Origin of the sequence: Alitabrizicola rongguiensis (genome assembly GCF_021491355.1) — a bacterium.
Classification (GTDB): domain Bacteria; phylum Pseudomonadota; class Alphaproteobacteria; order Rhodobacterales; family Rhodobacteraceae; genus Aliitabrizicola; species Aliitabrizicola rongguiensis.
The window spans coordinates 741,220-765,656 of sequence record NZ_JAKENF010000002.1 but is presented as its reverse complement, the minus strand read 5'-3'; the positions used below and the strand labels follow the sequence as shown (position 1 = coordinate 765,656).

General features: G+C 63.1%; 22 protein-coding genes. 10 read left to right on the top strand and 12 right to left on the bottom strand.

What is annotated here, in order from left to right; genetic code table 11:
• Positions 1–61 precede the first annotated feature (61 nt).
• From L0V05_RS09670 to L0V05_RS09655, 4 genes are read right to left on the bottom strand one after another with little or no spacing between them, the layout of a single operon-like run.
• On the bottom strand, positions 62–1,450 hold the full coding sequence (locus L0V05_RS09670; RefSeq protein WP_234869899.1) for an NAD(P)/FAD-dependent oxidoreductase: 1,389 nt from the start codon (positions 1,448–1,450) through the stop codon (positions 62–64).
• Positions 1,447–2,706 carry a flavin monoamine oxidase family protein gene (locus L0V05_RS09665; RefSeq protein ID WP_234869898.1) on the bottom strand — a complete coding sequence of 420 codons (1,260 nt, stop codon included), beginning with the start codon at positions 2,704–2,706 and terminating at the stop codon, positions 1,447–1,449. The genes L0V05_RS09670 and L0V05_RS09665 overlap by 4 nt, the downstream gene beginning before the upstream one ends.
• Positions 2,707–2,713: 7 nt before the next feature.
• The gene (locus L0V05_RS09660; RefSeq protein ID WP_234869897.1) at positions 2,714–4,087 is read right to left on the bottom strand and encodes a glutamine synthetase family protein; all 1,374 of its coding nucleotides are present in this window, start codon (positions 4,085–4,087) and stop codon (positions 2,714–2,716) included.
• Complete coding sequence (locus L0V05_RS09655) at positions 4,084–4,710, bottom strand: helix-turn-helix domain-containing protein (protein ID WP_234869896.1); 627 nt, start codon at positions 4,708–4,710, stop codon at positions 4,084–4,086. The genes L0V05_RS09660 and L0V05_RS09655 overlap by 4 nt, the downstream gene beginning before the upstream one ends.
• 118 nt (positions 4,711–4,828) lie before the next feature.
• Between L0V05_RS09655 and L0V05_RS09650 the strand changes: the two genes are divergently transcribed.
• Positions 4,829–5,554: a sirohydrochlorin chelatase gene (locus L0V05_RS09650; RefSeq protein WP_234869895.1), complete on the top strand. Its 726-nt coding sequence runs from the start codon at positions 4,829–4,831 to the stop codon at positions 5,552–5,554.
• Here L0V05_RS09650 and L0V05_RS09645 read toward each other — a convergent pair.
• Positions 5,551–8,088 carry a hybrid sensor histidine kinase/response regulator gene (locus tag L0V05_RS09645; protein WP_234869894.1) on the bottom strand — a complete coding sequence of 846 codons (2,538 nt, stop codon included), beginning with the start codon at positions 8,086–8,088 and terminating at the stop codon, positions 5,551–5,553. The two genes, L0V05_RS09650 and L0V05_RS09645, sit on opposite strands and share 4 nt — an antisense overlap.
• Before the next feature lie 208 nt (positions 8,089–8,296).
• Here L0V05_RS09645 and L0V05_RS09640 point away from each other — a divergent pair, with 208 nt between their 5' ends.
• The gene (locus L0V05_RS09640; protein WP_234869893.1) at positions 8,297–8,905 is read left to right on the top strand and encodes a response regulator transcription factor; all 609 of its coding nucleotides are present in this window, start codon (positions 8,297–8,299) and stop codon (positions 8,903–8,905) included.
• Between the two features lie 89 nt (positions 8,906–8,994).
• Complete coding sequence (locus L0V05_RS09635; protein WP_234870591.1) at positions 8,995–9,321, top strand: arsenate reductase family protein; 327 nt, start codon at positions 8,995–8,997, stop codon at positions 9,319–9,321.
• A gap of 49 nt (positions 9,322–9,370) precedes the next feature.
• Here the strand turns inward: L0V05_RS09635 and L0V05_RS09630 are convergent, their stop codons facing one another.
• Together L0V05_RS09630 and thrS are read right to left on the bottom strand one after the other, a co-directional pair.
• On the bottom strand, positions 9,371–9,577 hold the full coding sequence (locus L0V05_RS09630; protein ID WP_234869892.1) for a cold-shock protein: 207 nt from the start codon (positions 9,575–9,577) through the stop codon (positions 9,371–9,373).
• A 234-nt stretch (positions 9,578–9,811) separates the two neighbouring features.
• The gene (gene thrS / locus L0V05_RS09625) at positions 9,812–11,764 is read right to left on the bottom strand and encodes a threonine--tRNA ligase (RefSeq protein ID WP_234869891.1); all 1,953 of its coding nucleotides are present in this window, start codon (positions 11,762–11,764) and stop codon (positions 9,812–9,814) included.
• Positions 11,765–11,916: 152 nt separating this feature from the next.
• Here thrS and L0V05_RS09620 point away from each other — a divergent pair, with 152 nt between their 5' ends.
• The 3 genes from L0V05_RS09620 (at position 11,917) to L0V05_RS09610 (ending at position 14,189) form a co-directional block, all read left to right on the top strand.
• Complete coding sequence (locus L0V05_RS09620; protein ID WP_255683693.1) at positions 11,917–12,588, top strand: DNA-3-methyladenine glycosylase I; 672 nt, start codon at positions 11,917–11,919, stop codon at positions 12,586–12,588.
• 125 nt (positions 12,589–12,713) lie between these two features.
• Positions 12,714–13,466, top strand: coding sequence for an alpha/beta hydrolase (locus L0V05_RS09615; RefSeq protein ID WP_234870587.1), 753 nt, complete (start codon positions 12,714–12,716; stop codon positions 13,464–13,466).
• Positions 13,467–13,481: 15 nt separating this feature from the next.
• On the top strand, positions 13,482–14,189 hold the full coding sequence (locus L0V05_RS09610) for an alpha/beta fold hydrolase (protein WP_234869890.1): 708 nt from the start codon (positions 13,482–13,484) through the stop codon (positions 14,187–14,189).
• Positions 14,190–14,196: 7 nt separating this feature from the next.
• Here L0V05_RS09610 and phaZ read toward each other — a convergent pair whose 3' ends face one another.
• The gene (gene phaZ / locus L0V05_RS09605) at positions 14,197–15,468 is read right to left on the bottom strand and encodes a polyhydroxyalkanoate depolymerase (protein ID WP_234869889.1); all 1,272 of its coding nucleotides are present in this window, start codon (positions 15,466–15,468) and stop codon (positions 14,197–14,199) included.
• A 99-nt stretch (positions 15,469–15,567) separates the two neighbouring features.
• Between phaZ and phaC the strand changes: the two genes are divergently transcribed.
• The 4 genes from phaC to L0V05_RS09585 all read left to right on the top strand — a co-directional run bounded on the left by phaC (position 15,568) and on the right by L0V05_RS09585 (position 19,663).
• A complete protein-coding gene (gene phaC / locus L0V05_RS09600; RefSeq protein WP_234869888.1) occupies positions 15,568–17,361 on the top strand; it encodes a class I poly(R)-hydroxyalkanoic acid synthase in 1,794 nt (597 codons plus the stop codon).
• A gap of 142 nt (positions 17,362–17,503) precedes the next feature.
• A complete protein-coding gene (locus tag L0V05_RS09595; protein WP_234869887.1) occupies positions 17,504–17,953 on the top strand; it encodes a phasin family protein in 450 nt (149 codons plus the stop codon).
• 141 nt (positions 17,954–18,094) lie between these two features.
• Positions 18,095–18,667, top strand: coding sequence for a polyhydroxyalkanoate synthesis repressor PhaR (phaR, locus tag L0V05_RS09590; RefSeq protein ID WP_234869886.1), 573 nt, complete (start codon positions 18,095–18,097; stop codon positions 18,665–18,667).
• A gap of 21 nt (positions 18,668–18,688) precedes the next feature.
• A complete protein-coding gene (locus tag L0V05_RS09585; protein WP_234869885.1) occupies positions 18,689–19,663 on the top strand; it encodes a LysR family transcriptional regulator in 975 nt (324 codons plus the stop codon).
• Here L0V05_RS09585 and L0V05_RS09580 read toward each other — a convergent pair.
• The 4 genes from L0V05_RS09580 to L0V05_RS09565 form a co-directional block, all read right to left on the bottom strand.
• Entirely contained in the window at positions 19,660–20,850 is a 1,191-nt protein-coding gene (locus tag L0V05_RS09580) for a DegT/DnrJ/EryC1/StrS family aminotransferase (protein WP_234869884.1), read from the bottom strand. The genes L0V05_RS09585 and L0V05_RS09580 overlap by 4 nt on opposite strands.
• A gap of 132 nt (positions 20,851–20,982) precedes the next feature.
• Entirely contained in the window at positions 20,983–22,284 is a 1,302-nt protein-coding gene (locus tag L0V05_RS09575) for an NAD(P)/FAD-dependent oxidoreductase (RefSeq protein ID WP_234869883.1), read from the bottom strand.
• A gap of 4 nt (positions 22,285–22,288) precedes the next feature.
• Positions 22,289–23,644, bottom strand: coding sequence for a glutamine synthetase family protein (locus L0V05_RS09570; RefSeq protein WP_234869882.1), 1,356 nt, complete (start codon positions 23,642–23,644; stop codon positions 22,289–22,291).
• A gap of 41 nt (positions 23,645–23,685) precedes the next feature.
• Positions 23,686–24,393: a type 1 glutamine amidotransferase gene (locus L0V05_RS09565; RefSeq protein ID WP_234869881.1), complete on the bottom strand. Its 708-nt coding sequence runs from the start codon at positions 24,391–24,393 to the stop codon at positions 23,686–23,688.
• Positions 24,394–24,437: the final 44 nt, after the last annotated feature.

Sequence of the window (24,437 nt, the reverse complement as noted above, 5' to 3'; positions counted from 1 at the left end):
GGGCGGGAAAAGATGGTCGATGCAGTGACCCTAGCGTGAACCGAACCGCCCGGCCACAGGATCAGCGCCCGGTGATCCAGGCGCCGAGTTTGGCGAGCTTCGAGGGTCCGACGCCGGGGCGCTTCTCGCGCTGGTCGGCCATTGCGTAGAGCTTGTACATCCCGTGGACACCCATCCAGCGTAGCGGTTCGGGTTCCCATTTTCGCACGCGGTGGTTGACCCATGGCAGCGTGGCAAGGTCGGTCTTGCGACCAAGGGACAGGTCGGCGAGCGTTCGGCCGGAAAGGTTCGAGGTCGAAACTCCCACACCGACATAGCCTCCCGCAAACCCCATGCCGGTGGCCGGATCGAAGCCGACCGTCGCGCACCAGTCGCGCGGCACGCCGATCACGCCGCACCAGGCATGGGCCACGCCGTACTTGGCGGCCTCGGGGAAGTGCTTGTTCAGGATCGCGATAAGCCGCTCGATCGTGACCGGGTCTGGCTCGCCCATGGTGTCGATGCGCGATCCCATCCGATAGGGCACGCCGCGCGCGCCCACGGTGATACGGCCTTCCCGGGTACGCTGGCAGTAGCAGTAGGCGTTGGCCATGTCGCCCAGTATCTCGTGCCCCTCCCAGCCGATGCGGGCCCAGACTTCGGGTGGCAGCGGTTCGGTCGCAATCTGGGCTGAGTTGATAGGCAGCCACTCGCGCGCAAGTCCGGGGAAAGTAGCGGTGAAGCCTTCGGTCGCTCGGATCACTATCTTGGCTGTGACCGTGCCGCGATCGGTCGTGACCTTGCCGGGGGCAAGCGCCGTTACCGTCGTGCCCTCGGCAATCGTGACGCCCAGCCGCTCGACTGCCGCCGCCAATCCGCGGGCCAGCTTGGCGGGCTGCACTCGCGCAACCCCGGTGACCACCATTGCGCCAATGGCGCCGGGAATGCGCACCCGGGCCAGCGTCTCGCCCTCGCCGATGGCATAGACCCGGTCCGGGCCTTCGCCCCAGCTCTGGCGATGTTCGACCTCGTCCAGCATCCGGGTCATCTGCGCGTGGTTGGTCGCCACCATCAACTCGTCGGTGCGAAGGATGTCGGCATCGATCCCTTCCGCCTCGGCCACACGGATCACCTCGTCCACGGTCCCGGTCATGGCATGGACCATGCGGCGGACATCGGTTGGCGTCTTGCCGTTTGTAAGGTACTTCTCGTGGTTCCAGGCAAACCCGCCAGAAAGCCAGCCGCCGTTTCGCCCCGAAGCGCCGAAGCCCGCGAATTCCTTCTCGACCACGACCACTTTCAGCGTCGGATCAGCCTTCTTCAGGTAATAGGCGGTCCAGAGCCCGGTATAGCCCGCGCCGACGATGCAGATATCGGCGGTGGTATCGCCTGCAAGCGGCGCGCGCCTGGCCGGCAGGCCCCCGATATCGGAATACCAGAACGAGACATCGCCAGTTCGTTGGGGCTTCATGGTAGGCCTTTCACTGCGTTCAGCCGCCGGTCGGCGGCGTTGACGGCCATTTCGGCGGTCAGGAGCGCGCCCTCGAACCAGCCTTGTTCGGCGCTGGCAAAGTCGGATCCCGCAAACAGAACATGCGGCGAGTCCGACCAGTTTGCAGGGTCATATGCGACATGATTTTCAAGATATGGCGAGACCCAGGTGCCAAGCGCGAAGGGATCGGCAATCCAGTCATGCCAGTCGAAGTCGATCACCTGCGCTCCCGGGAACGCCGCGACGACGGCCTCGGCGATCTGTGCCAGGTCAGGAGCGCCTACCTCGTCCTGAAGTCCGAAGGCGACAATCAGCGTTGTGCCGTCCGGCGAGACGTGATCCGCATAAAGGAACCGCAGGCCTGCAGTCTCGCCGGTGGCAAGAAGACCGGGCGCGACCCCCCAGGCGCGGATCAGGAGCTTGATCGCCCGGCCGCCATGACCGGTGCCGCACAGCATCGCGGCCTCTGGCAAGAGCGCGGGCGAAAAGGCAATGCCGTTCAGGGTATTGATGGGCGCCGCGACGATGACAACGGTGCCGGAAAGCGCTGTGCCGTCGGCCAGCCCGACCACGACGCCCGACCCCGTGTCGGTGACCGAGGTCACAGAGACACCTGGCCGGATTTCGGCGCCTGAGGCCTCTGCCGCGCGCCGGACGAGCCCTTCGACGCCGCCCGTCACCGTGTCTGCAAGTTCTTCAAGCTTGATCATCAGCCCGGCTGCAACCTTCGGCGTCAGAAGCTCGCTCACGCTGATCCGTGCCGGATCGCCCGAGCCGCTGATCGTCCACCAGGCGAGGATCTCGCGCCGTGCAGCCTCCGGGATCGTCCGTGTCTCGAAGTAGTCCGACAAGGCCAGTTCCGAGAACCGATCCGCCTCAAATGCGTCGCCCTGGAACCGCAACAGCCCAGGCGCGCGCGCCGCGGTTTCGGACGAGGCGGCCGGACCCTCGACCGGTTGGCCATCCAGAAAGTAGTGGTGGCCGGCAATCGGGACGCGCGGCGTGAAGCCGAGCCCGAGCCGCTTCGCCAGCGCGCGGATCTGGTCGTGATCGCGGCGGATCCAGCCGCCGCCGTATTCGACGATTTCGCCGCTTCCCGGGTGGGGGCGCGACCGCGCGCGACCGCCAAGGTGGTTGCGCGCCTCGACGATCACGCTTGAATGGCCGCGATCCGCAAGCCAGAGCGCTGAGGCGGCCCCCGCCAGCCCGCCGCCGATGATGATCGCGTCCACCATGACCGGCTCACAGGTACCAGTCGTATTCTCGCGGCAGGACATCCGCGAGGAAGGCATCGAGTTCCGACCGCTTGATCGCGGCATAGGCCGCCGGGTATCGCGGCCCGAAATAGTCGGCGAGGATCGCCGATCCCTCGATCTTGTCGAGCGCCGTCCATAGCCGCATCGGCATAGCGGGATCGACCTCCTCGCCGGCATTGCCGGTCGAGGCTGCGGTCGCCTCCAGACGGTTGACCAACCCGTGATGCACGCCCGCGAGCATGGCCGCCATGACCAGGTAGGGGTTGGCATCGGCCCCTGCGAAACGGTGCTCGATCCGCCGCGCCTGCCCACCACCCGTCGGAACGCGGAAGGCGACAGAGCGGTTATTGAACCCCCAACTGGTGTTTACCGGCACGAAAAGGTTCGGGCCAAAGCGGCGATAGGCATTCAGGTTCGGGGCGAAGATCGCCATCGCGTCGGCGCTTGTCGCCTGTAGCCCGGCAATCGCATGGCCGAGCATCCGGTCGCCTTGCGGACTGCGCTCATCAAAGATGTTGCGGCCTTCGGTATCGGCGAGACTCATGTGGATATGCAGCCCGGAACCTGACTGCTCGGTAAATGGCTTGGACAGGAAGGTCGCGTCCAGCCCGTGCTTCTGTGCAACTCCCTTGACGATCCGCCGCAGCATGAGCGCGTGGTCGCAGGCGCGCACCGGGTCGGCCAGATGGTCGAGGTTCACTTCGAACTGCGCTCCGCCGTATTCTGCGGTCGCGGCACCTGCTGGCAGGCCCTGTGCCTGGCAGGCCGCATCGATCTCGGCCAGGATCGTGCCGAATTCGTCGAGCTTGTCAAAGGCCAGCACGCGCGGTGCCTCCGGCGCACGACCGGCACGAGCGGGACGGGCAGGATGGATGCGGCCGTTTTCGTCGCGGGCAGGATCGACGAGGTAGAACTCAAGCTCGCAGGCAACCACCGGCGTCAGCTTCAGTTCGGCAAATCGCGCGACCACCCGTTCCAGGATCCGGCGTGGGTCGAACCACCAGCCATCCGAACCTTCGGGCGCCGCCGGGGCAATCTGCACCTGTGCAACACCCGCTTGCCACGGAACGGTCACGAGCGTGCCGGGCAGGGGGTAGGACGTCGCATCGGGATCGCCATCCGAGAACCCGATACCGTTCACGTCCCAACAGGTGCCAAGCGCGTCGAGCGTGGTGATCCCGGCGCAGAAGGCCGCGCCCGACGACCAAAGCTTGGCCGCATCGCGCACGGGCAGGCGCTTGCCGATCGCCGTGCCGCAAAGATCAAACAGCAGGGCATCCACGAAACGTGTTTCGGGATGGGTCGCCAGGAAGGCGGCAAGTTCCGCCGGGAGCGGCTTTTCAATGAGAGGTTTGTTCATGGCTGCCTGGTGTAGTGATCGAGATCCGCCAGACCGGAAGTGGGCGGCGAGATGATCCATTGTACCTCGGCCAATCCGGCACCGACGTTGACTGTCCGGTGCGGGGTGGCAGAGGAGTATTCGATGCTGTCGCCCGCATTTAGGCGGAATCGTTCTTCGTCCAGTGTCACCTCGACCTCGCCCCGCAAGACGATCAGCATCTCGTGCGAGTTGCCATGGGTATAGGTGTCTGGTCCGGTCGAGCCACCGACTTCGAACTCTCCTACATAGACTTCGAAATCGTGGATCGGGCGCTGCGAGAGCAGTGTCTTTCGGTATCCCGAAGATTCTGGCAGGGCGGGTCGCTCGCCCTTTCGCAAGACGCGGTGGGTCGATGGGAGGCGTTCGTCGAACAGGTCCGCGACCGAGATCGACAGCGCCTGGGCAATCTGCATCAGTGTTGACGTGGTTGCGCCGGTCAATCCGCGCTCGAGCTGGCTCAGGAACGAGGCGGAGGTGCCGGTCAACTCGCCCAACTGGCGCAGCGACAGCCGCCGGGCCTGGCGAAAGCGCCGCACGCGCTCGGCAAGGCGTCCGATCTCGGGCGAAAGCGGGGAAGGCTCGGTAAGTAAGGGGTGGGGCATCGGGCGGCACTCACTGAACGCGCCATTAAGTAGCACTGTCGATCATGTTCTTACAAGGAGATTTGCGGTTTGGTTTCGGGCGCCTCTTGCATGATGTGCGGCTGCCTCTAGCTTGCAGATGGCTAAGGGAGACGGCGAGATGCAGCGGGGCGATACAGGACATAGGGCCGCGATAATCGTCGCGCATGGCCAACCCTCGGCCCCCGGGCCTGCCGATGCCGAGATCGTTGCGCTTGCAGGCCGCATCGCCGGTTTTCTGCCTGGCTGGACGGTGGAAGGCGCGACGCTGGCTGCGGAAGGCTCCCTTTCGCGCGCGGTAACGGCCTGCGCGGGTATGGCCTTGTCGGTCTATCCGCTGTTCATGGCGGATGGATGGTTCACCACGGTTCATCTGCCTACCCGGTTGGCCGCAGCCGGTGCAGGGGACGTGCGCATCCTTCCTGCGTTCGGGCTCGATCCCGCCGTTCAGCGCCTGACGGTCGAACTGGCCAGAAAGGCTCTTTCTGCTGAGGCATCTGATGCAATCCTGTTGGCGGCGCACGGGTCGGGGCGCAGTCCGGCACCTGCGCTTGTTGCTGAAGGGATGGCGCGCCTTATCGCCGCGGAAACGGGGGCGAATGTGAAGGCGGGCTATATCGAGCAGGCCCCGCTCATTTCAGATGTTGCGCGCAGTCTTGGCCCAGGGGCGATCTGCCTTCCTTATTTCGCGGCCCGTGGCGGCCATGTCGTCTCGGATTTGCCGCTGGCGCTGGAGGAGGCTGGATTTGCGGGGACGCTGCTTGAGCCGGTCGGTTGCCATCCGGATGTGCCGGAGCTGATCGCAGATCGCCTGAGGCTCAACTAGGCCGACTTTGGCAGGATCGCGGAGCGTGCCGCCTGCACGGCCACGCGCGTCTCGGCCCAGCTGGCACGAAGGTCGTCTTTCATCCAGATTGTCGGCCGCCCCTGCTTGAGCAGGGTTTCCAGCTTGGCAAGATGGCGCGCGAGTTGATGTGCGCCAAAGGTAGAGGCCGAGCCTGAGAGCCGATGCGCCAAGCGCCGCACCTGATCAGCCTCTGCCCCCGCATCGATCCGGGCGATCGTCGCATCCCCCTCGGCGACAAATCGGATAAGCAACCCGTCAAGTGTTTCTGCTCCGAGATGCGACACGAGGTCGGTGAGCGTCTCGCGGTCGAGCGGTGTGTCAGACACGCCGTCGGTTGGCGCAGTTATGGCGCGCCCCTCGATTGCGGCAGACAGACCGCCGCGCGTGATCGGCTTGACGAGGCAATCGTCCATCCCCGCGGCACGATAGCGCTGAAGTTCGTCGGGCATGGCGTGGGCGGTCACCGCGACGATACGGGCCGTTGCCGAGGCTCCCCCTTGCCGGACAAGTCGTGTCGCCTCCATTCCATCAAGGCGCGGCATCGAGATGTCCATCAGGATGACGTCGAACCGTTCCTTTTCTGCCAGCGCGACACCTTCCATGCCATCGATGGCTTCGGTCACCTCATGACCACTTTCTGCCAGCAGGGTGCTAAGCACAAAGCGGTTGATGGAATTGTCCTCGATCACGAGGACCCGCTGTGGCACGGGTTTGTCCGAAACGGAGCTTTCCCCGTCTTCGACAGAGGTGGTGCCGGCTGGAGAAAAGGGCAGGCGAACCCAGAAGACGCTACCTTCACCCGGTTCACTTTCGATTCCGATCTGGCCGCCCATCGCTTCGACGAGACGCCGCGTGATGCCAAGGCCAAGGCCCGTTCCGCCGACTTCGCGCCCGTAAGAGCGGTCGAGCGTCACGAAGTCTTCGAAGATCCGTTCTTGATCGGCTTCGGCGATGCCGATTCCACTGTCGATGACGCGGAACTCGACCAGCGGGTTGCCGGCGAGCGAAGGCAGGGCTTCGATCTCGACGGTCACGCGGCCGTCGGTCGTGAACTTTACCGCGTTGCCGACAAGGTTCAGCAGGATCTGCCGCAGCCGGCCGGGATCGCCGATGATCCGTCCGACCGGATCTGAGGCCGCAACGATCTCGATGCGGTTTCCGGCAGCTTCGGCCAGACCGGATTGGTTCGCGACCACTTCGGCGACCAGCGCCTCGACCGAGAAGGCAACCGCATCGAGGCGCAGGGCGCCGGCTTCGGCGCTCGACAGGTCAAGCACTGCATTCACATGGCCAAGCAACACGTTGCCCGACGTTTCGATGATGTCGACGATCTCCTTCTGTCGTTCGGTCAAGGCGGTAGAGCCAAGGATCTCGACAGATCCCAGAAGTCCGTTCAGGGGCGTGCGCATCTCGTGGCTCATCACGGCCAGGAACTCCGCCTTCGCTCGTTCGTTTTCCAGCGCCCTGTCGCGGGCCCTGCGCATTTCTTCTTCGGTACTTTGGCGAAGGGAGATGTCGCGCAGGAACAAGACGGCCATTTCCCCCTTGGTTCCCCGTGTGCCGACAATGGTCAACTCGGCCGGGAACCGCCCGCCGTTCTTGCGCATGGCAACCAGTTCAAGTCGCGCCTTGCCGGTCAGCTTGCCTTGAGCGTCGATAACGCGGTCCTCGATCAGTTGTACCGAAGCGGTCATCGATTCCGGAGGCAAGAGCAGCATCTGGGTCGATTGCCCGATCACTTCGTCGCGCATGTAGCCGAACATCTCTTCGGCCGCCGGGTTGAATTCGGATGCGATCCCGTCCCGGTCGATGACGAGGATCGCGTCAGCCGAGGACTCGACGACCGTCTTCAGACGATCAGTCATGGTTGCCATCTGGACTGTCTGCTGGCGGCTTTGCTGGCTGTTGCGGAACATCGCATAAGCGAGGACGCTAAGGGCGATCACCAGCATCGAAGTCAGGACGGCGACGTTTCGAAGGGTCTGCGCAACGCCGAGACGATCCGCATCCGCGCGTGCCGAGAAATAATCGATCCCGGCCATCGAAATCGCCCGTGCATAGGGGCGCAACATCTCGATCTGCTGGGCAAGTGACGGAATCTCGGCTCGGAGCCGGTCGTCCGGGCCATCGATCAGGGGAAGCGTGGAGTCCACGAAGTTGCGGTACTGTGCCAGGCTGTTGGCGAATTCGGGTTGCCGACGCAGGTCCTCGAACAGACTGCTCTTGTCGAAGATCGTGAAGCGCGACAGGAAGATGTCGAACCTCTGCCGTATGTCATCGAGCTTAGGGTCGGGCTTGCCGAGTGCCTCGTGGAACAAGGAAGTCTCGACTTCGAGCTGTGCTAATGACCACTGCACATTGTCCGAACTCGCGCGGCCCAGTGCTTCGAGCTGCCGCTGGACTTCGAGCATCAGCGACACGATGACGAGCGCGAACAACACAAGGGCTGCAGCGACAAGCGTCGCGTAGACGAGTCTTACCCAGCCTTGTCTTTCCCGCGGTCGCTGCGCCAACCGGCTTTCCTTTCCGCGCCAAAGGGCTTGTCTGCAGACCGAAAGCTAGCTGAAAGGGTTTGCTGTGCAAGACCGGCTGCAAGTAGGACTGGGAAGAAGGCGAATCTAGGTTGCAGACCTGCCAGTTTTCAACAAGATCGCTCTTTTGCCGGCTTCGTTCCGGCAAGGCAACGAAACCGGACAGATAGACAGGCAGGCTGAACCGATCATGAGGATCCTGCTAGCAGATGACCATGATCTGGTGCGCGAGACGATCGCGGCCTTCCTCAAGGCCGAAGGTTTCGAGGCTGTGAAGGTCGTGGGGAGCTTGCAAGAGGCGATGGGCGTCATCGTGGAGCAGGGTCCGATCGATCTGGTCCTGCTCGATTACAGCATGCCCGGCATGAACGGCCTTGAAGGCATGATCTCGGCACTGAAGGCGAATGGCGGCAAGCCAGTGGCAATCCTTTCGGGTTTCGCCACGCGCGAAGTGGCCGAGGCTGCGATGCGGTCGGGTGCTGCGGGCTTCCTGCCCAAGACTCTGGGATCGCGGGCGATGGTTGCGGCGGTGCGGGCGATGGCGAATGGCGATACTTTCCTGCCCTACGGCGAGTTGTCCGATGCCAGCCTGCCGGCGGAAGGGCGCTTCAACCTTTCCCGGCGTGAGCAGGATGTGCTTCGCGGCATTTGCGAAGGCAAGTCGAACAAGGAAATCGCCCGGGACCACGACCTTCAGGAAGTGACGGTGAAGCTGCACGTCAAGACGTTGAGCCGAAAGCTCGGGGCAAAGAACCGCACCCATGCAGCGATGATCGCACGCGATTTCAGCCTGCTCTGACCACTGCCAGCGAGGCAGCCGTTTCGCAAGTTGCGCGGTGCGTGCCAAGGGTCCATACCGGCAAGCGACACTCGATGACGGACTCAACCATGATCCTTTACGGCATCTCGACCTGCGATACCTGCAAGAAGGCGCTCAAGACGCTGAAAGCCGAAGGGCACGACGTGGCATTTCGCGATGTCCGTGCCGAGCCGCTTTCGGATGCCGAGATCGCCGAATTCGTACATGCCTTCGGCGACGCGATCATCAACCGGCAATCGACCACCTGGAGATCACTTGGGGAGTTCCTGAAAGCAGCCGAACCCGAGGCGCAGCTTGCCGCACAGCCGACGCTGATGAAGCGTCCTGTCATCCGCGCGGGCGAAAGCCTGCACCTCGGCTGGGACGAAAAGGTCCTTGCAGCCCTGGCCAAATGAAACAGCCCGCGCCTGTAGCGCGGACTGGAAAAGCTCTCGGGGCGATGGCTCAGAGAAGCTTTAGGTCTCCCGCAGACTGGCGACCATCCCGACCCGACTGAAGCTCGTAGCCGATCTTCTGATTGTCGTTCAGGCCTTTCAGGCCCGCCCGTTCCACAGCCGAGATGTGAACGAAGATGTCCTTGCCGCCGTCATCCGGCGCGATGAACCCATAACCCTTGGTCGCGTTGAACCACTTCACGGTGCCGGTCGGCATGCCGCTCTCTCCTTAAGCCAGTCCTCCCGGGGCGAGATTGCACCGGGCCGTGTCCCCCAAACCTGTTTCTCCCCGGAGGACCCTGCCAAGGGCCACCGGCAGCGCTTCCGGCCACGCAAGAAAAAGTCTGCCGCATCCCAATAAAAAATCAAGCATCTCGTGAAATATCCGAGATTCGGCCGCCATGCGGCCGGATTCCCGGGGTTTTCCTTCGATTTCGAGGCTCGGTGCCGATTACTCCGGCACGAGGTCGGGTGGCGTGGCCTCGCTCGTCAGAAGGCGGATCACGTCGGTCAGCGCCAGCGTCTCGGTCCGGGTGTCGCCCAGCCGCCGCAAGGAGACCGTGCGATCCTGGACCTCTTTCATTCCGATGGCCAGGATGACCGGTACCTTGCCAACCGAGTGCTCGCGGACCTTGTAGTTGATCTTCTCGTTCCGCGTATCGGCTTCGGCGCGCAGACCGGCGGCGCGGAGCGCATTGGTGACCTCGTGCACATACTCGTCGGCATCCGAGACGATCGAGGCGACCACGACCTGCCGCGGCGCAAGCCAGAAAGGCATCTTGCCGGCATAGTTCTCGATCAGGATGCCGATGAAGCGCTCGAACGAGCCGAGGATGGCGCGGTGCAGCATGACGGGGCGGCGTTTCGATCCATCCTCGGCCACGTATTCCGCATCCAGCCGGACCGGCAGGTTGAAGTCGCACTGGAAGGTGCCGCACTGCCATTCGCGCCCGATCGCGTCGGTCAGCTTGAAGTCGAGCTTCGGACCGTAGAAGGCGCCTTCGCCGGGATCGATGGTGAAGTTGTTCGTCACCTTGCGGATCGCGTTTTCCAGCGCCCGTTCGGCCTTGTCCCAGACCTCGTCCGAGCCAACGCGGACGTCGGGACGGGTCGACAGCTTGATGTCGAACTTCACAAAGCCGAGGTCGCGGTAGATCGACGACAGCAGCGTCAGGAAGTTGGCGCATTCGCTTTCGATCTGGTCTTCGGTGCAGAAGATATGCGCGTCATCCTGAGTAAAACCGCGCACCCGCATCAGCCCGTGCATCGAGCCCGAGCTTTCGTAGCGATGGCACGATCCGAATTCGGCCAGCCGCAGCGGCAGGTCGCGGTAGGACTTGAGGCCCTGATTGTAGACCTGCACGTGGCACGGGCAGTTCATCGGCTTCAGAGCGTTGATGCGCTTTTCCTTCGCGCCTTCCTCGTCCACCTCGACGATGAACATGTTCTCGCGATAGGCCTCCCAGTGGCCCGACTTTTCCCACAGCACGCGGTCCACCACCTGGGGCGTGCGGATTTCCTTGTAGCCGGCACCGCGCAGGCGGCGGCGCATGTAGTCTTCCAGCGTACGGTAGATCGTCCAGCCGTTCGGGTGCCAGAACACCATGCCGGGCGCTTCTTCCTGCAGATGGAACAACTCCATCTCCTTGCCGAGCTTGCGGTGGTCGCGCTTGGCGGCCTCTTCCAGCATCGTCAGGTACGCCTTCAGGTCGTCGCGGTTCTTGAAGGCGACTCCATAGATGCGCTGAAGCTGCTTGTTGTTGCTGTCGCCACGCCAGTAGGCGCCGGCCACACTCATCAGCTTGAAGGCGTCTGCCGGAACCTGCCCGGTGTTCTGGAAATGCGGCCCGCGGCACAGATCCTGCCAGTTCCCGTGCCAATACATGCGGATATTCTGATCCTCGGGGATCGCCTCGACCAGCTCGACCTTGAAGGGTTCGCCCGCTTTTTCATAGTAGGCGATCGCGTCGGCCCGGCTCCAGACCTCGGTGCGGACCGGGTCGCGGGCGTTGATGATCTGCTTCATCTTCGCCTCGATGGCGCCGAGGTCTTCGGGGCTGAACGGCTCCGCGCGGTCGAAATCGTAATACCAGCCATTGGCAATGACCGGGCCGATCGTCACCTTCACGTCAGGCCACAACTCCTGCACGGCGCGGGCCATGATATGGGCCAGGTCGTGGCGGATCAGTTCCAGCGCAATCGCGTCATCCTGCATCGTGTTGATGGCGATGCTGGCGCTCTCTTGGATCGGCCATTGCAGGTCGAAATGCTTGCCATCGAGGGTGGCGGAGATCGCCTTTTTCGCCAGGCTCGGCGCGATCGACGCCGCCACTTCGGCAGGCGTCACACCGGCGGCGAAATCGCGCTGGTTGCCATCGGGGAATGTCAGGGAAATCTGGCTCATGGCCGGCTCCTCGTCGTTTTGGCGCCTACGAAACGCCCGGTTGCGGGTTTGTGCTGCTTCTGTGCGACGGGAGTTCGGGATTGTCAACGGAGGCAAGCTTGTCCGCACAGCCACCTTCTGTCAGGTTTCCGGCGTTATCTTAAGGGGAAAGAATGGTGCGGACATTCTCTGAAATCCTTGCCATTGCCGTTGCCCGCAAGGGCAGCGAGGAGGCTGTCCTCGCGGGGGCGCCGGTTCCGAAATCGGCAGAGGCCATCGCCGCTATTCCGGACGATCGTTGGCTCGCGGCAATGGCGCGCGGGATCTTCCAGGCCGGGATCAGCTGGAAGGTCGTCGAGACCAAATGGCCTGGCATCGAAGAGGCTTTCCTCGGGTTCGACCCCGGTCGGGTGTCGATGATGGAAGGCGAAGCGATCGACCGTTTGGTCAGCGATGCTCGCGTCATCCGCAGCGGTCCGAAGATCGTCGCCATTCGCGACAATGCAGTCTTCGTGAGCGAGGTCGCGGCAGGGGCCGGATCGTTCGGAAGGCGCATCGCCGACTGGCCGGACGACGATTTCGCGGGGCTGTTGGAGTGGCTCAGCCGCAACGGAAGCAGGCTGGGCGGCACGACCGGGCAGTACATGCTGCGTCACATGGGCAAGGACAGCTTCATTCTCAGCCGCGATGTGGTGGCTCGTCTGGTTGCGGAAGGCGTGATTGATGGTGCGCCCGGATCGAGAAAGGCCATGGCCGCCGTACAGGCGGCATTCAATGCGTGGCGGCGCGAAAGCGGTCGAAGCCTGACCGCGATCAGTCGGGTTCTTGCACAGAGCATCGGCTGAAAGGCGGCGGCATCGGCAGGCTTCCGCCCCGGGCCCCCGCCCGGAACTCGCGCCCGGGGCCGATGTGGTTGCAGCTTCCGCCGCCGACGCACTAGATAACGCTCATGACCTTGACCGATCCCCCCGTGACCCCGCCAGAATTCCTGATGACCCCGCAGGGGCGTCGCATCGCCTATCGGCGCGTTGCCGGTCGCGGGCCGGGGATCGTCTTCCTGCACGGCTTCCGCTCGGACATGCAGGGCAGCAAGGCAGTGCACCTTGCGTCCTGGGCAGAAGCCGAAGGGCGAGCCTTCCTGCGCCTCGATTATTCGGGGCATGGCGTTTCGGAGGGTGACTTTCTGGAGGGCTGCATCGGGGACTGGTTCCAGGATGCGCTGGCGGCCGTGACGTTGTTGACCGAGGGCCCTCAGGTTCTGGTTGGCTCGTCGATGGGCGGCTGGATCTCGCTCTTGCTGGCGAAAGCCGTGCCCGAGCGCATCGCCGGGCTTGTCGGCATCGCCGCCGCGCCGGATTTCACCGAGGACAGCATGTGGGCGGAAGCGACCGAAGCCCAGAGGCAGGCACTGGTGACGGTGGGCCGGATTGAACTGCCCACTGACTATTCGGACGAACCTTATGTCATCACCCGCCGCCTTATCGAGGAAGGTCGCAAGCGCCTCGTCCTGCGCGATCCGCTGCCCCTGCCTTTCCCTGTGCGGTTGCTGCAGGGCACGGCGGATACCGACGTGCCGCCCAGTGTCGCCTTGCGGCTGCTCGGTCATGCCAGTGGTCCGGACGTCCAGCTGACGCTGGTGAAGGGGGCGGATCACCGTTTTTCCTCTGCCGAGAACCTCGACCTGATCACCGCGACGCTGACCGATGTGCTGGACCGTGTCTGACTTTGGGGCAGGACAATGAGCGAGCCAGTCGTCCTGTTGCCTGGGCTGATGTGTGATGCCCGCGTGTTCTTTCACCAGATCGTTGCCCTGTCGCTTACCAGACCGGTCATCGTGATGCCGCTCGGACCGGGCATGGTCGAGGATATGTCGGCAGCGGTCGTCGCGGCGGCGCCGCAGCGCTTCGCCATCGCGGGGCAGGGGCTGGGCGGAACGGTGGCGCTGGACGTGATCCGGCGCGCGCCGGACCGGGTGACGCGCTGCATCCTGATCTCGACCGATCCGTTCGGTGAGACGCCCCAAGCCGCGGGCGCCCGCGAGGCTCGGCTGGTCGCGGCGCGCATGGGTCGGCTTGATGAGGCGATGAAGGGCGAGATCCCGGCAGCAGCCCTCGCACCCGGACCGGGACGCGAGGAGGTGCTTGAGGTGATGCTCGATATGGCCCGGGTCCAGGGACCCGAACAGTATCTGGCGCAGGCCAAGGCTTGGCAGCGGCGGCCGGACCACCAGAAGACCCTACGGCGCTGGCTGTTGCCGACGCTGATCATCGCCGGGTCCTGCGATACGCTGGTTCCGCCGCGGCGACAGGAATTCACCGCTGAATTGATGCCGAAGGGGCGCTTCCTGAAACTCGCCTCGGCCGGGCATCTGCCGACGCTCGAGGCGCCCGAACTGGTGTCCGACGCGATGGAGGAATTCCTGAACGAGCCGCTGATGCTGCGCTAGCGCGGCATCAGTTGGCGGCGACGATGCGCGGCTTGCTGGCGGTTGGTGCGCCGGAATTGGCGTCGATGAAGTTGAGCACCAGCGGGCGGATGTTCAGCCGCCAGGACTTGCCCGCGAAGATGCCGTAATGGCCCGCTTCGGGTTCAAGGTGGCTGGCCTTCTTGCTGTCCGGCAGGCCAGTCAGCAGCTTCAGCGCTGCAATGCATTGACCCGGCGCCGAGATGTCGTCATTCGCGCCTTCGACTGTCTTGACGGCCACTTGGGTGATCGCGCCGATATCGACCTTCTTGCCGCCGACAGTGAAGCGGTTCAGCGCGATCTCGCGGTTCTTGAAGATGCGCTCTACGGTCGACAGGTAGAACTCGGCCGTCATGTCCATTACGGCCAGATATTCGTCGTAGAAACGGTTGTGGGCATCGTGGTCCGACGCTTCGCCACGTGCCACCCGGATGATCTGGTCGAAGAACGCCTTGCCGTGGCGGTCGGCATTCATCGACATGAAGCTCTGCAGTTGCAGCAGGCCCGGATAGACCATACGGCCCGCGCCTTTGTACTTGAAGCCGACACGCTGGATGGCGATCTGCTCCAGTTGGCCCATGGTGATGCGACGACCGAAATCGGTCACCTCAGTCGCGGCTGCGTCAGGGTCGATCGGGCCGCCGATCAGGGTGAGCGAGCGGGGCTGCGCGTCCGGGTCCTCGCCGGCCAGATAGGCGGTCGCGGCAAGTGTCAGGGGCGCGGGCTGGCAGACGGCGATCACATGCGTGTCCGGCCCGAGATGGCGCATGAACTCCACGAGGTAGAGCGTATAGTCCTCGACATCGAACTTGCCGGCGCTGACCGGGATGTCGCGGGCGTTTTTCCAGTCGGTCACGTACACATCACAGTCGGGCAAGAGACTGGACACGGTCGAGCGCAGGAGCGTGGCATAGTGGCCGGACATCGGTGCGACCAGCAGCACCTTGCGGGCCATGGGCGCGCGGCGCCGGACAAAGAACTGGATCAGGTTTCCGAATGGCTTTTCGACGATGGATTTCACATCGACGAGGTGGTCCTGACCATCCGGTCCTACAATAGAGCGGATGCCCCAGTCAGGCTTGACGATCATGCGGCCGAAGGTACGCTCCGTTACCTCGCCCCAGGCGGCCATGAAGCTCAACGCCGGGTTCATCGACAGGGCGAAAGCGGGGTAGGAGGCGACGGCACGGGCTGTCGCGCCCAGCCACTCGTTCGTGTTACGCGCCGTTTCCATGGCGTCGTAGGTGTACATGTACTTCATCGCCGCTCCCGCCCAGATTGGGCCTGTAGGTCAATTCGTCGCTTTCCCCCCCAGTTTCGCGACGGTATTGTTTTCGGAGGTTAGGGGGGAATTTGACATATGACAACTAAGGATAGCGAAACCTCCGAACGGCTGGACCAGCTTAATGCGAACCTCGCCAAGATCGAGGAACTGTCCCAAAGGCTGATGGTAGCGCTATCAAAGCGGAAACCGGTCGATCCCGCGCTGAATGCGCCCGGTAACGACGTATATCTCAAGGCTGCCGCAGCCTATGTTGCTGAAATGATGCAGAACCCCGCGAAGATTCTGGAACATCAGATCAGCTACTGGGGCAAGACGCTGAAACACTATGTCGAGGCTCAGCAGGCGCTCGCGAAAGGCACCCTCGAAACCCCGCCCGATTCGACGCCCAAGGATCGCCGCTTCTCCAATCCGCTGTGGGAAACCCATCCCTTCTTCAACTACCTCAAGCAGCAATACATGCTGAACTCCGAGGCGGTCTCGCGCGCCGTCGCAGAGATGGAAAATCTCGATCCGATGGATCGCCGCAGGGTGGAGTACTTTACTCGCCAGTTCGTAGACCTTTTTGCCCCTTCGAATTTTCTCGGAACCAACCCTGATGCCCTGACGCGCGCGGTCGAGACCGACGGGCGAAGCCTGGTTCAGGGGCTGGAAAACCTTGTTCGCGACATCGAAACGAGCGACGGCGAGTTGCTGGTCAGCCTAGCCGACCGGAATGCCTTCGTGCTGGGCGAGAACATCGCGACCACCAAGGGCTCGGTCGTCTTCCGTAACCGGATGCTTGAACTCATCCAGTATGCGCCGACCACGGACAAGGTACACAAGACCCCGCTCCTGGTCTTCCCGCCATGGATCAACAAGTTCTACATCCTCGACCTCAAGGCGCAGAACAGCCTCGTCAAGTGGATCGTCGATCAGGGATTTACCCTGTTCATCGTGAGCTGGGTGAACCCCGACCCTTCCTATCGCGATACCGGGATGGATGACTATATCCGGGACGGCTATCTGGCCGCGATGGATCAGGTCCGCCAGATCACCGGCGAGAAGAAGATCAATGTCGTCGGCTATTGCATCGCCGGCACAACGCTGGCGCTGACGCTCGCGCATCTTCAGAAGAAGGGCGAAAGGGACATCAATTGCGCCACCTTCTTCACCACGCTGACGGACTTTACCGAACCGGGTGAGGTCGGGGTGTTCCTCAACGACGATTTCGTCGACGGGATCGAGCGGCAGGTGCAGACCGACGGCATCATGTCGAAGCTCTTCATGAGCCGCACCTTCAGCTACCTGCGCTCCAACGATCTTATCTACCAGCCGGCGATCCGCAGCTACATGCTGGGAGAAGCGCCCCCGGCCTTCGATCTGCTGTACTGGAACGGCGACGGGACGAACCTGCCCGGCAAGATGGCGCTCGAATACCTGCGCGGGCTCTGCCAGCAGAACAATTTTGCGGGCGAGGGCTTTGCGGTTCTCGATGACAAGGTGACCCTTGCCGACGTCAAGCTGCCGGTCTGCGCCGTAGCCTGCGAAACGGACCACATCGCACCCTGGCAAAGCTCCTACGCCGGCTTGCGGCAGTTCGGGTCGGTGGACAAAACCTTCATCCTGTCTGAGTCCGGCCATATCGCCGGCATTGTCAATCCGCCCACCAAGATCAAGTATGGACACTACACCAATGACGGTCCGATGGGCGACGCCAACGACTGGAAGGCCGGCGCCACTTACCATCAGGGCAGCTGGTGGCCACATTGGGGAGAGTGGCTGGCGGCGCGATCCGGGCCGATGGTGAAGGCAAGGCAGCCAGGCGATTCGGAGCATCCAGAGCTCGCTCCCGCCCCCGGGACCTACGTGTCACAGATTCCAAGCGATTGAGCCGAAACGGCTTTCACTGGGCGTCAGCGGGTTTCGGGGATTTTTGCTGCAGTGCAGCATTATCTCTTGATTTGCTGCGGCGCAGCATCTATATGTTTGTCATCAGGATGCCGGAAGCGCCAGAAACCAGGAGCAATTCGAAATGACCAAGACCCCGGACTTCACCAAAGTTTTCCAAGACGCCTTCGGCTCGATGCCGGTTGACGCCAAAGCGTTCCAGGACGCCTTCAAGACCCAGGCCGCTATGGCCGAGAAGTTCTCGAAAGTGGCTCTGGAAGCTGCCGAGAAATCGACCGAGATCTCGTCCAAATGGGCGAAAGACACCATCGCCAAGCTGGGCGCCGTGTCGAAAGCCAAGACCGAGCCGACCGAATACACCAAAGCCGCCAGCGACTTCGCTTCGTCGGCTGCTGAATCGGCTGCCGAGCATCTTGCCGCCTTCGCCGAAGTTGCGAAGAAAGTTCAGATGGAAACCGTCGAGCTGCTGCTCGCCGCTGGCAAGGACCTGCAGGAAGACGCCACTGCTGCGGTGAAGAAAGCCACCGCCGAAGTGACGACCGCTGCGAAAAAAGTCGCTGCTGCCGCGAAGTGATCTAGAAGGCCGCGTCGGTCCCTATCTCCTCCCTGTCGGGTTGACGCGCCACTGGGCGGGCTTCCAAGGAAGCCCGCCCTTTCTTTTTTTTCTGCGCTGCCCTAAGCTTCGATGCACCGCAGAAAATACGGGGAGGCGACGATGTCGGAAGCGGAAAAGCCACTGCTCATCAAGCGTTATGCGAGCCGTCGTCTCTACAACACCGAGACAAGCGACTATGTGACGCTCGAGGATATCGCCGGCTTCATCCGGGCGGGCCGCGAGGTACAAATCGTCGATCTGAAATCTGGTGACGACCTGACCCGTCAGTATCTACTCCAGATCGTCGCCGAGCACGAAAGCAAGGGCGAGAATGTCCTGCCGATCAACGTGCTGACCGATCTGGTCCGCAGCTACACCACCGAAGTTCAGAGCGTGGTGCCGCAGTTCTTGGCAATGTCCTTCGACATGTTCCGCAACGGTCAGGCCAAGATGCTTGAGAACCTCTCGACCCTGCCTAACCCGATGGCGGGCGTGCCGGGCTTCGAGGATCTGGTAAAGCAGCAGGAAGCCTTCATGAAATCCCTGATCGGCGGCATGCCCTCGATGCCGGGCTGGAGCGGTTCTGGGCCGGCGCGGGAAGATGAAGGCTCGGAGGCTCCCGCCTCGGCCGACGAGCTTGCGCAGATCAAGAAGCAGCTCGCCGAGTTGCAGAAGAAGCTGTCGAAACTCTGATCTGCTGGGGCGGACACGGCCATGCCGGAATCGCAGGGCCGGGTCACGCTTTGGGGTATCGAGATTTTTCTGGCGACCGCCGAAGAGGGGTCGATCACTGCAGCGGCACGCCGCCTCGGTGCAAGTCCCTCGGCAGTAAGCCAGCAGCTATCGGGTCTTGAGGCCGCGCTTGGCGTCTCGCTTCTGGACAGGACCGCGCGGCCAATGCGCGCGACGCCCGCGGGTGGCATGTTCCGTCGTCACGCCCAGACCATCGTGAATGCCGCAGCCGAGGCGCGGGCGGAGTTGGCGATGTCAGACATGTCTGCCTTGACCACTTTGCGGCTGGGGATGATCGAGGACTTCGACAGCACCGTCACGCCGCATCTTCTGTCCCTGCTGGCCGAAGATTTGCGCGGCTGTCATTTCCTGCTGGAAACCGGGGCGAGCCACCGCTTGCTAGATCAGCTTGACCAGCGGGCGCTTGATGTGGTGGTCGCTGCCGATCTGGGGTCTGGCTTCGACGGCGGCAGCTGGATGGAGGTTCATCCGCTGCTGACCGAGCCTTTCGTCGCCGTCGCGCCTAAGGGCGCTATCAGCCCGGCGCGTGAGGGGTCATCGCATCTGCTTGACCTGCCACTCATCCAGTACACCGCCCGTCACCATATGGGCCGCCAGATCGCGGCCCATCTCGCGCGCCAGAACCTGCGTCTGTCGCGTCGGTTCGAGCTCGACAGCTATCACGCCATTCTGGCGATGGTGGCCGACGGCGTCGGTTGGACGATCCTGACGCCGCTCGGAGTCCAGCACGCAGCTCCGTTCCGCGGCAGGGTCGATGTGCTGCCGTTGCCGTTCGAGCCTTTCTCGCGGACCATCTCGCTTTCGGCGAGGGCAGGGGTTCTGCATGACATGCCGGCACGGATGGCTGGGCTGCTCAGACCCGTTCTTCAGTCGAGCGTGGTCGAGCCGACAGTTGCCGATCTGCCGTGGCTGAAGCAGGAATTCAGGGTGCTCTAGCCCTTCGTCTCTGCCGCTGCGGCAAAGATCGCCTGGGCGATGAAGTCCAGATCGGGCTTCGTCAGCCGCGCGGGCAGGCGCATGTCACAGGCCCGCATGAGCATCGCGCGGGTCTGCGGCAGGTCAGGCAGATCGCCGAGGAACTGCCAGTTCCAGTAGGCGCGGGCATTGCCCTCGCTCAAGCCGAAGACCTGAACACCAACACCCCGCCGTTTGCAAGCATCCTGAAACGCCAGCGCCTCGGCATCGGTATCGAAGCCGACAAGATTGAACTGGATGGAGTCCGGCGCGCGCACTTCCTGCGGCAGTGGCGGCGGGACATCGAGCCAGGGCGAGGCATTGAGAAGGCCGGCAACGTAGTCATGGTTCGCCCGCCCGTCTGCAACGCGCCGCGCCAGCTCCGGTATCTGCGGCCGTATGACCGCGGCCGAGAGGTTCTGCATTCGCGTGTTGTAGAGCGGCAGCTTGTTCTGCCAGTGGCCGAAGCTGTTCTGCAGGCCGGGATGCTTCTTCCAGTTCTGCTCGTATGCGCCCGACATGATGATCGCCCGTGCCGCGACTTCAGGATCGTCGGTAACGAGGATCCCGCCTTCGCCAGCGTTGATGAGCTTGTAGGACTGGAAACTGAAGCATCCGACCTTACCGATGGTGCCGATGTTCCGCCCCGCCCACGTTGTGCCAAGCGAATGGGCCGCATCCTCGATCACAGGGATCGCAGCAGCTTCCGCCAGTTCCATGATCGCATCCATGTCCGAGGTATGGCCGCGCATGTGGCTGATGAGCATGGCGTCGAGCCCTTCCGCGATCTTCGCCTTGAGATCGGCGATGTCGACCCGGTAATTCGATCCGACCTCGATCAGCACCGGCACGCAGTCGGCATGGACGATCGCCGAGGGCACGGCGGCAAAGGTGAAGGCCGGGATCGCCACCCGGGCGCCGCGCGGCAGGTCCAGCGCCTTCAGCGACAGGAACAACGCGGCGGAACAGGAGGCCACGGCAAGTGCATATCTGCTGCCGAGAAGGTCGGCAAACTCGGCCTCGAGGAGGGCCACCGGCGCGCCTTCCGGTGCGGTGTAGCGGAACAGGTCACCCGAGGTGAGCAGCCTGTCGATCTCGTCCCGCGCGGCTTCAGGGATCGGTTCGGCGTCATAGACGTTGGGCGGGCTGATCGGTCCGTCTGCGGCCATGCTTCGACAACTTTCCTGAAGGTCTTCTTTAGGAATTCTGTAAACAGCGGCGCCGCATTTGGCGAGAGGCAACTTGCGCCATGCGCCAAAACCCGCGCCTTGACGCCGCGTCAAAGCGCAGATTTCGCCGAGTCAGAGGCCGAGCCGATCTCGCATCGAGTACCAGGTCATGGCGGCGACCAGCATCGGCCAGCGCAGCGCCGCGCCGCCGGGGAAGCGGGGCTGGGGCAGGCCCGCCATCACGTCGAAGCGTTCCGTCTCTCCGCAGGAGGCTTCGGCAAGCATCTTGCCCGCGAGCGTCGCCATCGCCACGCCATGGCCGGAATAGCCCGAGGCCGACAGCACATTCTGTTTAGGCCTGATGAAGCAGGGCATCCGGTTCATGGTGATGGCCAACGTCCCACCCCAGGCGTAATCGATCCGCGCATCGGCCAGTTGCGGATAGACCTCGAGCATCGGCTTCTTCACCGTCTTCACCAGATCGGGGAAACGGTAGCCATAGCTTTCGCCGCCGCCGAACAGCAGGCGGTTGTCTTCGCTCAGCCGCCAGTAGTTGACCACAAACTTTGTGTCGGCAACGGCGACGGGCTCGGAAAGGATCTCTTTCGCACGATTGCCCAGAGGTTCGGTCGCGACAATGAAGTTGTTGATCGGCATGACCCGCGCGGCGACCTTCGGCTCAAGCCCGCCAAGATAGCCGTTGGCGGCGAGGATCACCTGATCGGCCAACACCCGGCCGTGCTGGGTGCGTACGACCGGCTTCGCCCCACCTTCCACGGCATGAACCAGCGTCTTTTCTTGGATGATGACGCCCGCCTTGGCCGCCGCCATCGCAAGACCAATCGCGTAGTTCAGCGGATGTACATGGCCCGCGCCGCGGTCAATGTCCCCACCCTTATAGGCCGTTGATCCGATCAGGCGGCGGATGCCGGCCTGGTCCAGAGTCTCGATCTGGGAATAGCCATAGTCGCGAACGAGTTTCTCGGCGGTCTCGCGCGAATGTCTGACCTCGCCTTCGGTCCAGCAGGCATGTGCAACGCCAGGGTAGAAGGTCACCGGCATCGCGTGGTCGAGGATGAGCGAGCGGACAAGATCCTTCGCCTCTTCAGCGAAGTCCCAAAGCCGCCGCGCCTGTTCTCGGCCGACCATCTTCTCGAGTTCGTCCTGTTCAAGCCGTTGGCCCGAGCCGACCTGCCCGCCATTGCGCCCCGAGGCGCCGAAGCCGACGCGATGCGCTTCTACCAACACCACCTTGCGGCCGCGTTGGGCGAGATGCAGGGCTGCCGAAAGGCCAGTATAGCCGGCGCCGACAATGCAGACGTCGGCCTTTACCTCGCCTTTGAGTTCGGGGAAGGGGCCAAGCGGAGCTGCTGTGGCGGCGTAGTAGGACGGGGGATACTCCCCCGCCCTGTCGTTCGCAAAAAGCAGGTTCATGGCGTCACACGTTCGTCAGAAGGTGTTCACGCTCCCAGGGGCTGATGACTTGCAGGAACTCCTTGTACTCGTTCCGCTTGACCGAGTCATAGACCGCCACGAACTCGCGTCCCATCACGTCTTTCAGCGCTTCATCCTCTTCCAGAAGATCGAGCGCATCGCCAAGTGTTGTCGGGATCTCGTCATTGTCGATATAGGCGTTGCCCTTGAACTCGGGGCGGGATTCAGTCTGGTTGACAAGGCCCAGATAACCGCAGGCAAGCGTGGCCGCGATCCCGAGATAGGGGTTGCAGTCCATCCCCGGCAGACGGTTTTCGACCCGGCGCGCCGCAGATCCGGAAATCGGAACGCGGAGGCCCGTGGTGCGGTTGTCACGTCCCCATTCCAGGTTGATCGGCGCGGCAAAGTCCGGAACGTAGCGGCGGTAGCTGTTCACGTAAGGCGCAAACAGGGCGACGCCTGCACCGAGATGCTTTTGCAATCCGCCGATGAAGTGGCCGAAGGCATCTGTCTCGACCCCCTTCGGGCCGGCGAAGATGTTCTTGCCCGTCTTGATGTCAACAACCGAGGTGTGGATGTGCATCGCGCTGCCAGGCTCGCCCGCGATCGGCTTGGCCATGAAGGTGGCAAAGCAATCATGGCGCAGCGCCGCCTCGCGGATCAAACGCTTGAAGAAGAACACATCGTCTGCCAGCCGGACCGGGTCGCCATGGGCGAGGTTCAGCTCGATCTGCCCGGCGCCACCTTCCTGCAGGATTCCGTCGATCTCCAGCCCCTGCGCCTCGGCGAAATCGTAGATGTCGTCGATCACCTTGCCGTATTCGTCGATGGCCGACAGCGAATAGGCTTGCTTGCCCGCCGCACGGCGGCCCGAACGGCCCATCGGCGGGATCACCGGCTGGTTCGGGTCAATGTTGCGGGCGGTCAGGAAGAACTCCATCTCGGGCGCAACGACCGGACGCCATCCCTGGTCCTCGTAGAGTTTCACGATCCGGCGCAGCACGTTGCGCGGTGCAAAGGGGACATAGTTCCCCTCCTGGTCCTTGGCATCGTGGATGACCTGCAGCGTTATGTCGGCCGTCCATGGCGCCGCTGTGGCGGTGGTCCAGTCGGGCTCGAGGATCATGTCGGGTTCGGTAAACGCGTCGAAGGGGTTGTCCGCCCATTCGCCCGTGATGGTCTGAAGGAAGATCGAGTTCGGCAGGAAATAATTCGTCTGCTTGGCGAATTTAGCGGCGGGCATGGCCTTCCCGCGCGCCACGCCGGCAATGTCGCCGATCACGCATTCCACTTCGTCGACACGGCGGTTGCCAATGTAGTCTCGCGCTGCCTCAGGCAGCTGTTCAGTCCATTTGGACATAAGTCACACGTTCTTGGGGGGGTGGCCCCCGCGGCCGAAAATCAGGCGCGGAGCTTCTCGGCCCCGAGTTTCGCTTTGTGGGTCAGGAAGAATTGCGCGATCCGGTCCGCCATCGACGGGCTGTCGAGCGGCGTGTCGATGCGGTTCTCCGCATCGGCAAGGATTGCGTCGGGGACAAGACCCGGCCCCCGGTACTTTATCAGCCCCTCCATGAACTCCTTGCGGAATTCGGGGTGAGGCTGGACGGTAAACATGCGGTCGTCATAGAGGAGCGCCGCATTGGCGCAGAAATCGGTCGAGGCGAGTACCTCGGCGCTGTCCGGTTTTTCGGTAACCTGGTCCTGGTGCCAGGCGTTCAACGTATAGGTGCGGTCGCCGAAATCGTATTCAGTCGGGCCGACGGACCAGCCGCCCTTGTACTTCTCGACCTTGCCGCCCATCGCCTGAGCGATGATCTGATGGCCGAAGCACACGCCCACAACCGGGACATGTTCGGCATAAGACTTGCGGATGAAGTCTTCCAGTGGCGGGATCCAGGGATGCGGCTCGTAGGCGCCGAAGCGCGAGCCGGTTATCAGCCAACCCTCGCATTCATGCACGTCCTTCGGGAGGTCGTTCCGAAGGACCGCCCACCTGCGGAAGGTCAGGCCGCGGCCTGCGAGCAAGGTCTCGAAGAAATCGGGATAATCGCCCATGTCGCCGCGAAGTGCGTCGGGGGATTCGCCGGTCTGGAGGATGCCAATCAGCATGGAATGTCCGAATTATCTACGAGAACAAGCTAGGCGCGCTCCGG

Bases quoted from the DNA above. Each gene is read 5' to 3' on its own strand.
- L0V05_RS09670 (WP_234869899.1), bottom strand. From the start codon at position 1,450: ATGAAGCCCCAACGAACTGGCGATGTCTCGTTCTGGTATTCCGATATC.
- L0V05_RS09665 (WP_234869898.1), bottom strand. From the start codon at position 2,706: ATGGTGGACGCGATCATCATCGGCGGCGGGCTGGCGGGGGCCGCCTCA.
- L0V05_RS09660 (WP_234869897.1), bottom strand. From the start codon at position 4,087: ATGAACAAACCTCTCATTGAAAAGCCGCTCCCGGCGGAACTTGCCGCC.
- L0V05_RS09655 (WP_234869896.1), bottom strand. From the start codon at position 4,710: ATGCCCCACCCCTTACTTACCGAGCCTTCCCCGCTTTCGCCCGAGATC.
- L0V05_RS09650 (WP_234869895.1), top strand. From the start codon at position 4,829: ATGGCTAAGGGAGACGGCGAGATGCAGCGGGGCGATACAGGACATAGG.
- L0V05_RS09640 (WP_234869893.1), top strand. From the start codon at position 8,297: ATGAGGATCCTGCTAGCAGATGACCATGATCTGGTGCGCGAGACGATC.
- L0V05_RS09635 (WP_234870591.1), top strand. From the start codon at position 8,995: ATGATCCTTTACGGCATCTCGACCTGCGATACCTGCAAGAAGGCGCTC.
- L0V05_RS09630 (WP_234869892.1), bottom strand. From the start codon at position 9,577: ATGCCGACCGGCACCGTGAAGTGGTTCAACGCGACCAAGGGTTATGGG.
- thrS (WP_234869891.1), bottom strand. From the start codon at position 11,764: ATGAGCCAGATTTCCCTGACATTCCCCGATGGCAACCAGCGCGATTTC.
- L0V05_RS09620 (WP_255683693.1), top strand. From the start codon at position 11,917: ATGGTGCGGACATTCTCTGAAATCCTTGCCATTGCCGTTGCCCGCAAG.
- L0V05_RS09610 (WP_234869890.1), top strand. From the start codon at position 13,482: ATGAGCGAGCCAGTCGTCCTGTTGCCTGGGCTGATGTGTGATGCCCGC.
- phaZ (WP_234869889.1), bottom strand. From the start codon at position 15,468: ATGAAGTACATGTACACCTACGACGCCATGGAAACGGCGCGTAACACG.
- phaC (WP_234869888.1), top strand. From the start codon at position 15,568: ATGACAACTAAGGATAGCGAAACCTCCGAACGGCTGGACCAGCTTAAT.
- L0V05_RS09595 (WP_234869887.1), top strand. From the start codon at position 17,504: ATGACCAAGACCCCGGACTTCACCAAAGTTTTCCAAGACGCCTTCGGC.
- phaR (WP_234869886.1), top strand. From the start codon at position 18,095: ATGTCGGAAGCGGAAAAGCCACTGCTCATCAAGCGTTATGCGAGCCGT.
- L0V05_RS09585 (WP_234869885.1), top strand. From the start codon at position 18,689: ATGCCGGAATCGCAGGGCCGGGTCACGCTTTGGGGTATCGAGATTTTT.
- L0V05_RS09580 (WP_234869884.1), bottom strand. From the start codon at position 20,850: ATGGCCGCAGACGGACCGATCAGCCCGCCCAACGTCTATGACGCCGAA.
- L0V05_RS09575 (WP_234869883.1), bottom strand. From the start codon at position 22,284: ATGAACCTGCTTTTTGCGAACGACAGGGCGGGGGAGTATCCCCCGTCC.
- L0V05_RS09570 (WP_234869882.1), bottom strand. From the start codon at position 23,644: ATGTCCAAATGGACTGAACAGCTGCCTGAGGCAGCGCGAGACTACATT.
- L0V05_RS09565 (WP_234869881.1), bottom strand. From the start codon at position 24,393: ATGCTGATTGGCATCCTCCAGACCGGCGAATCCCCCGACGCACTTCGC.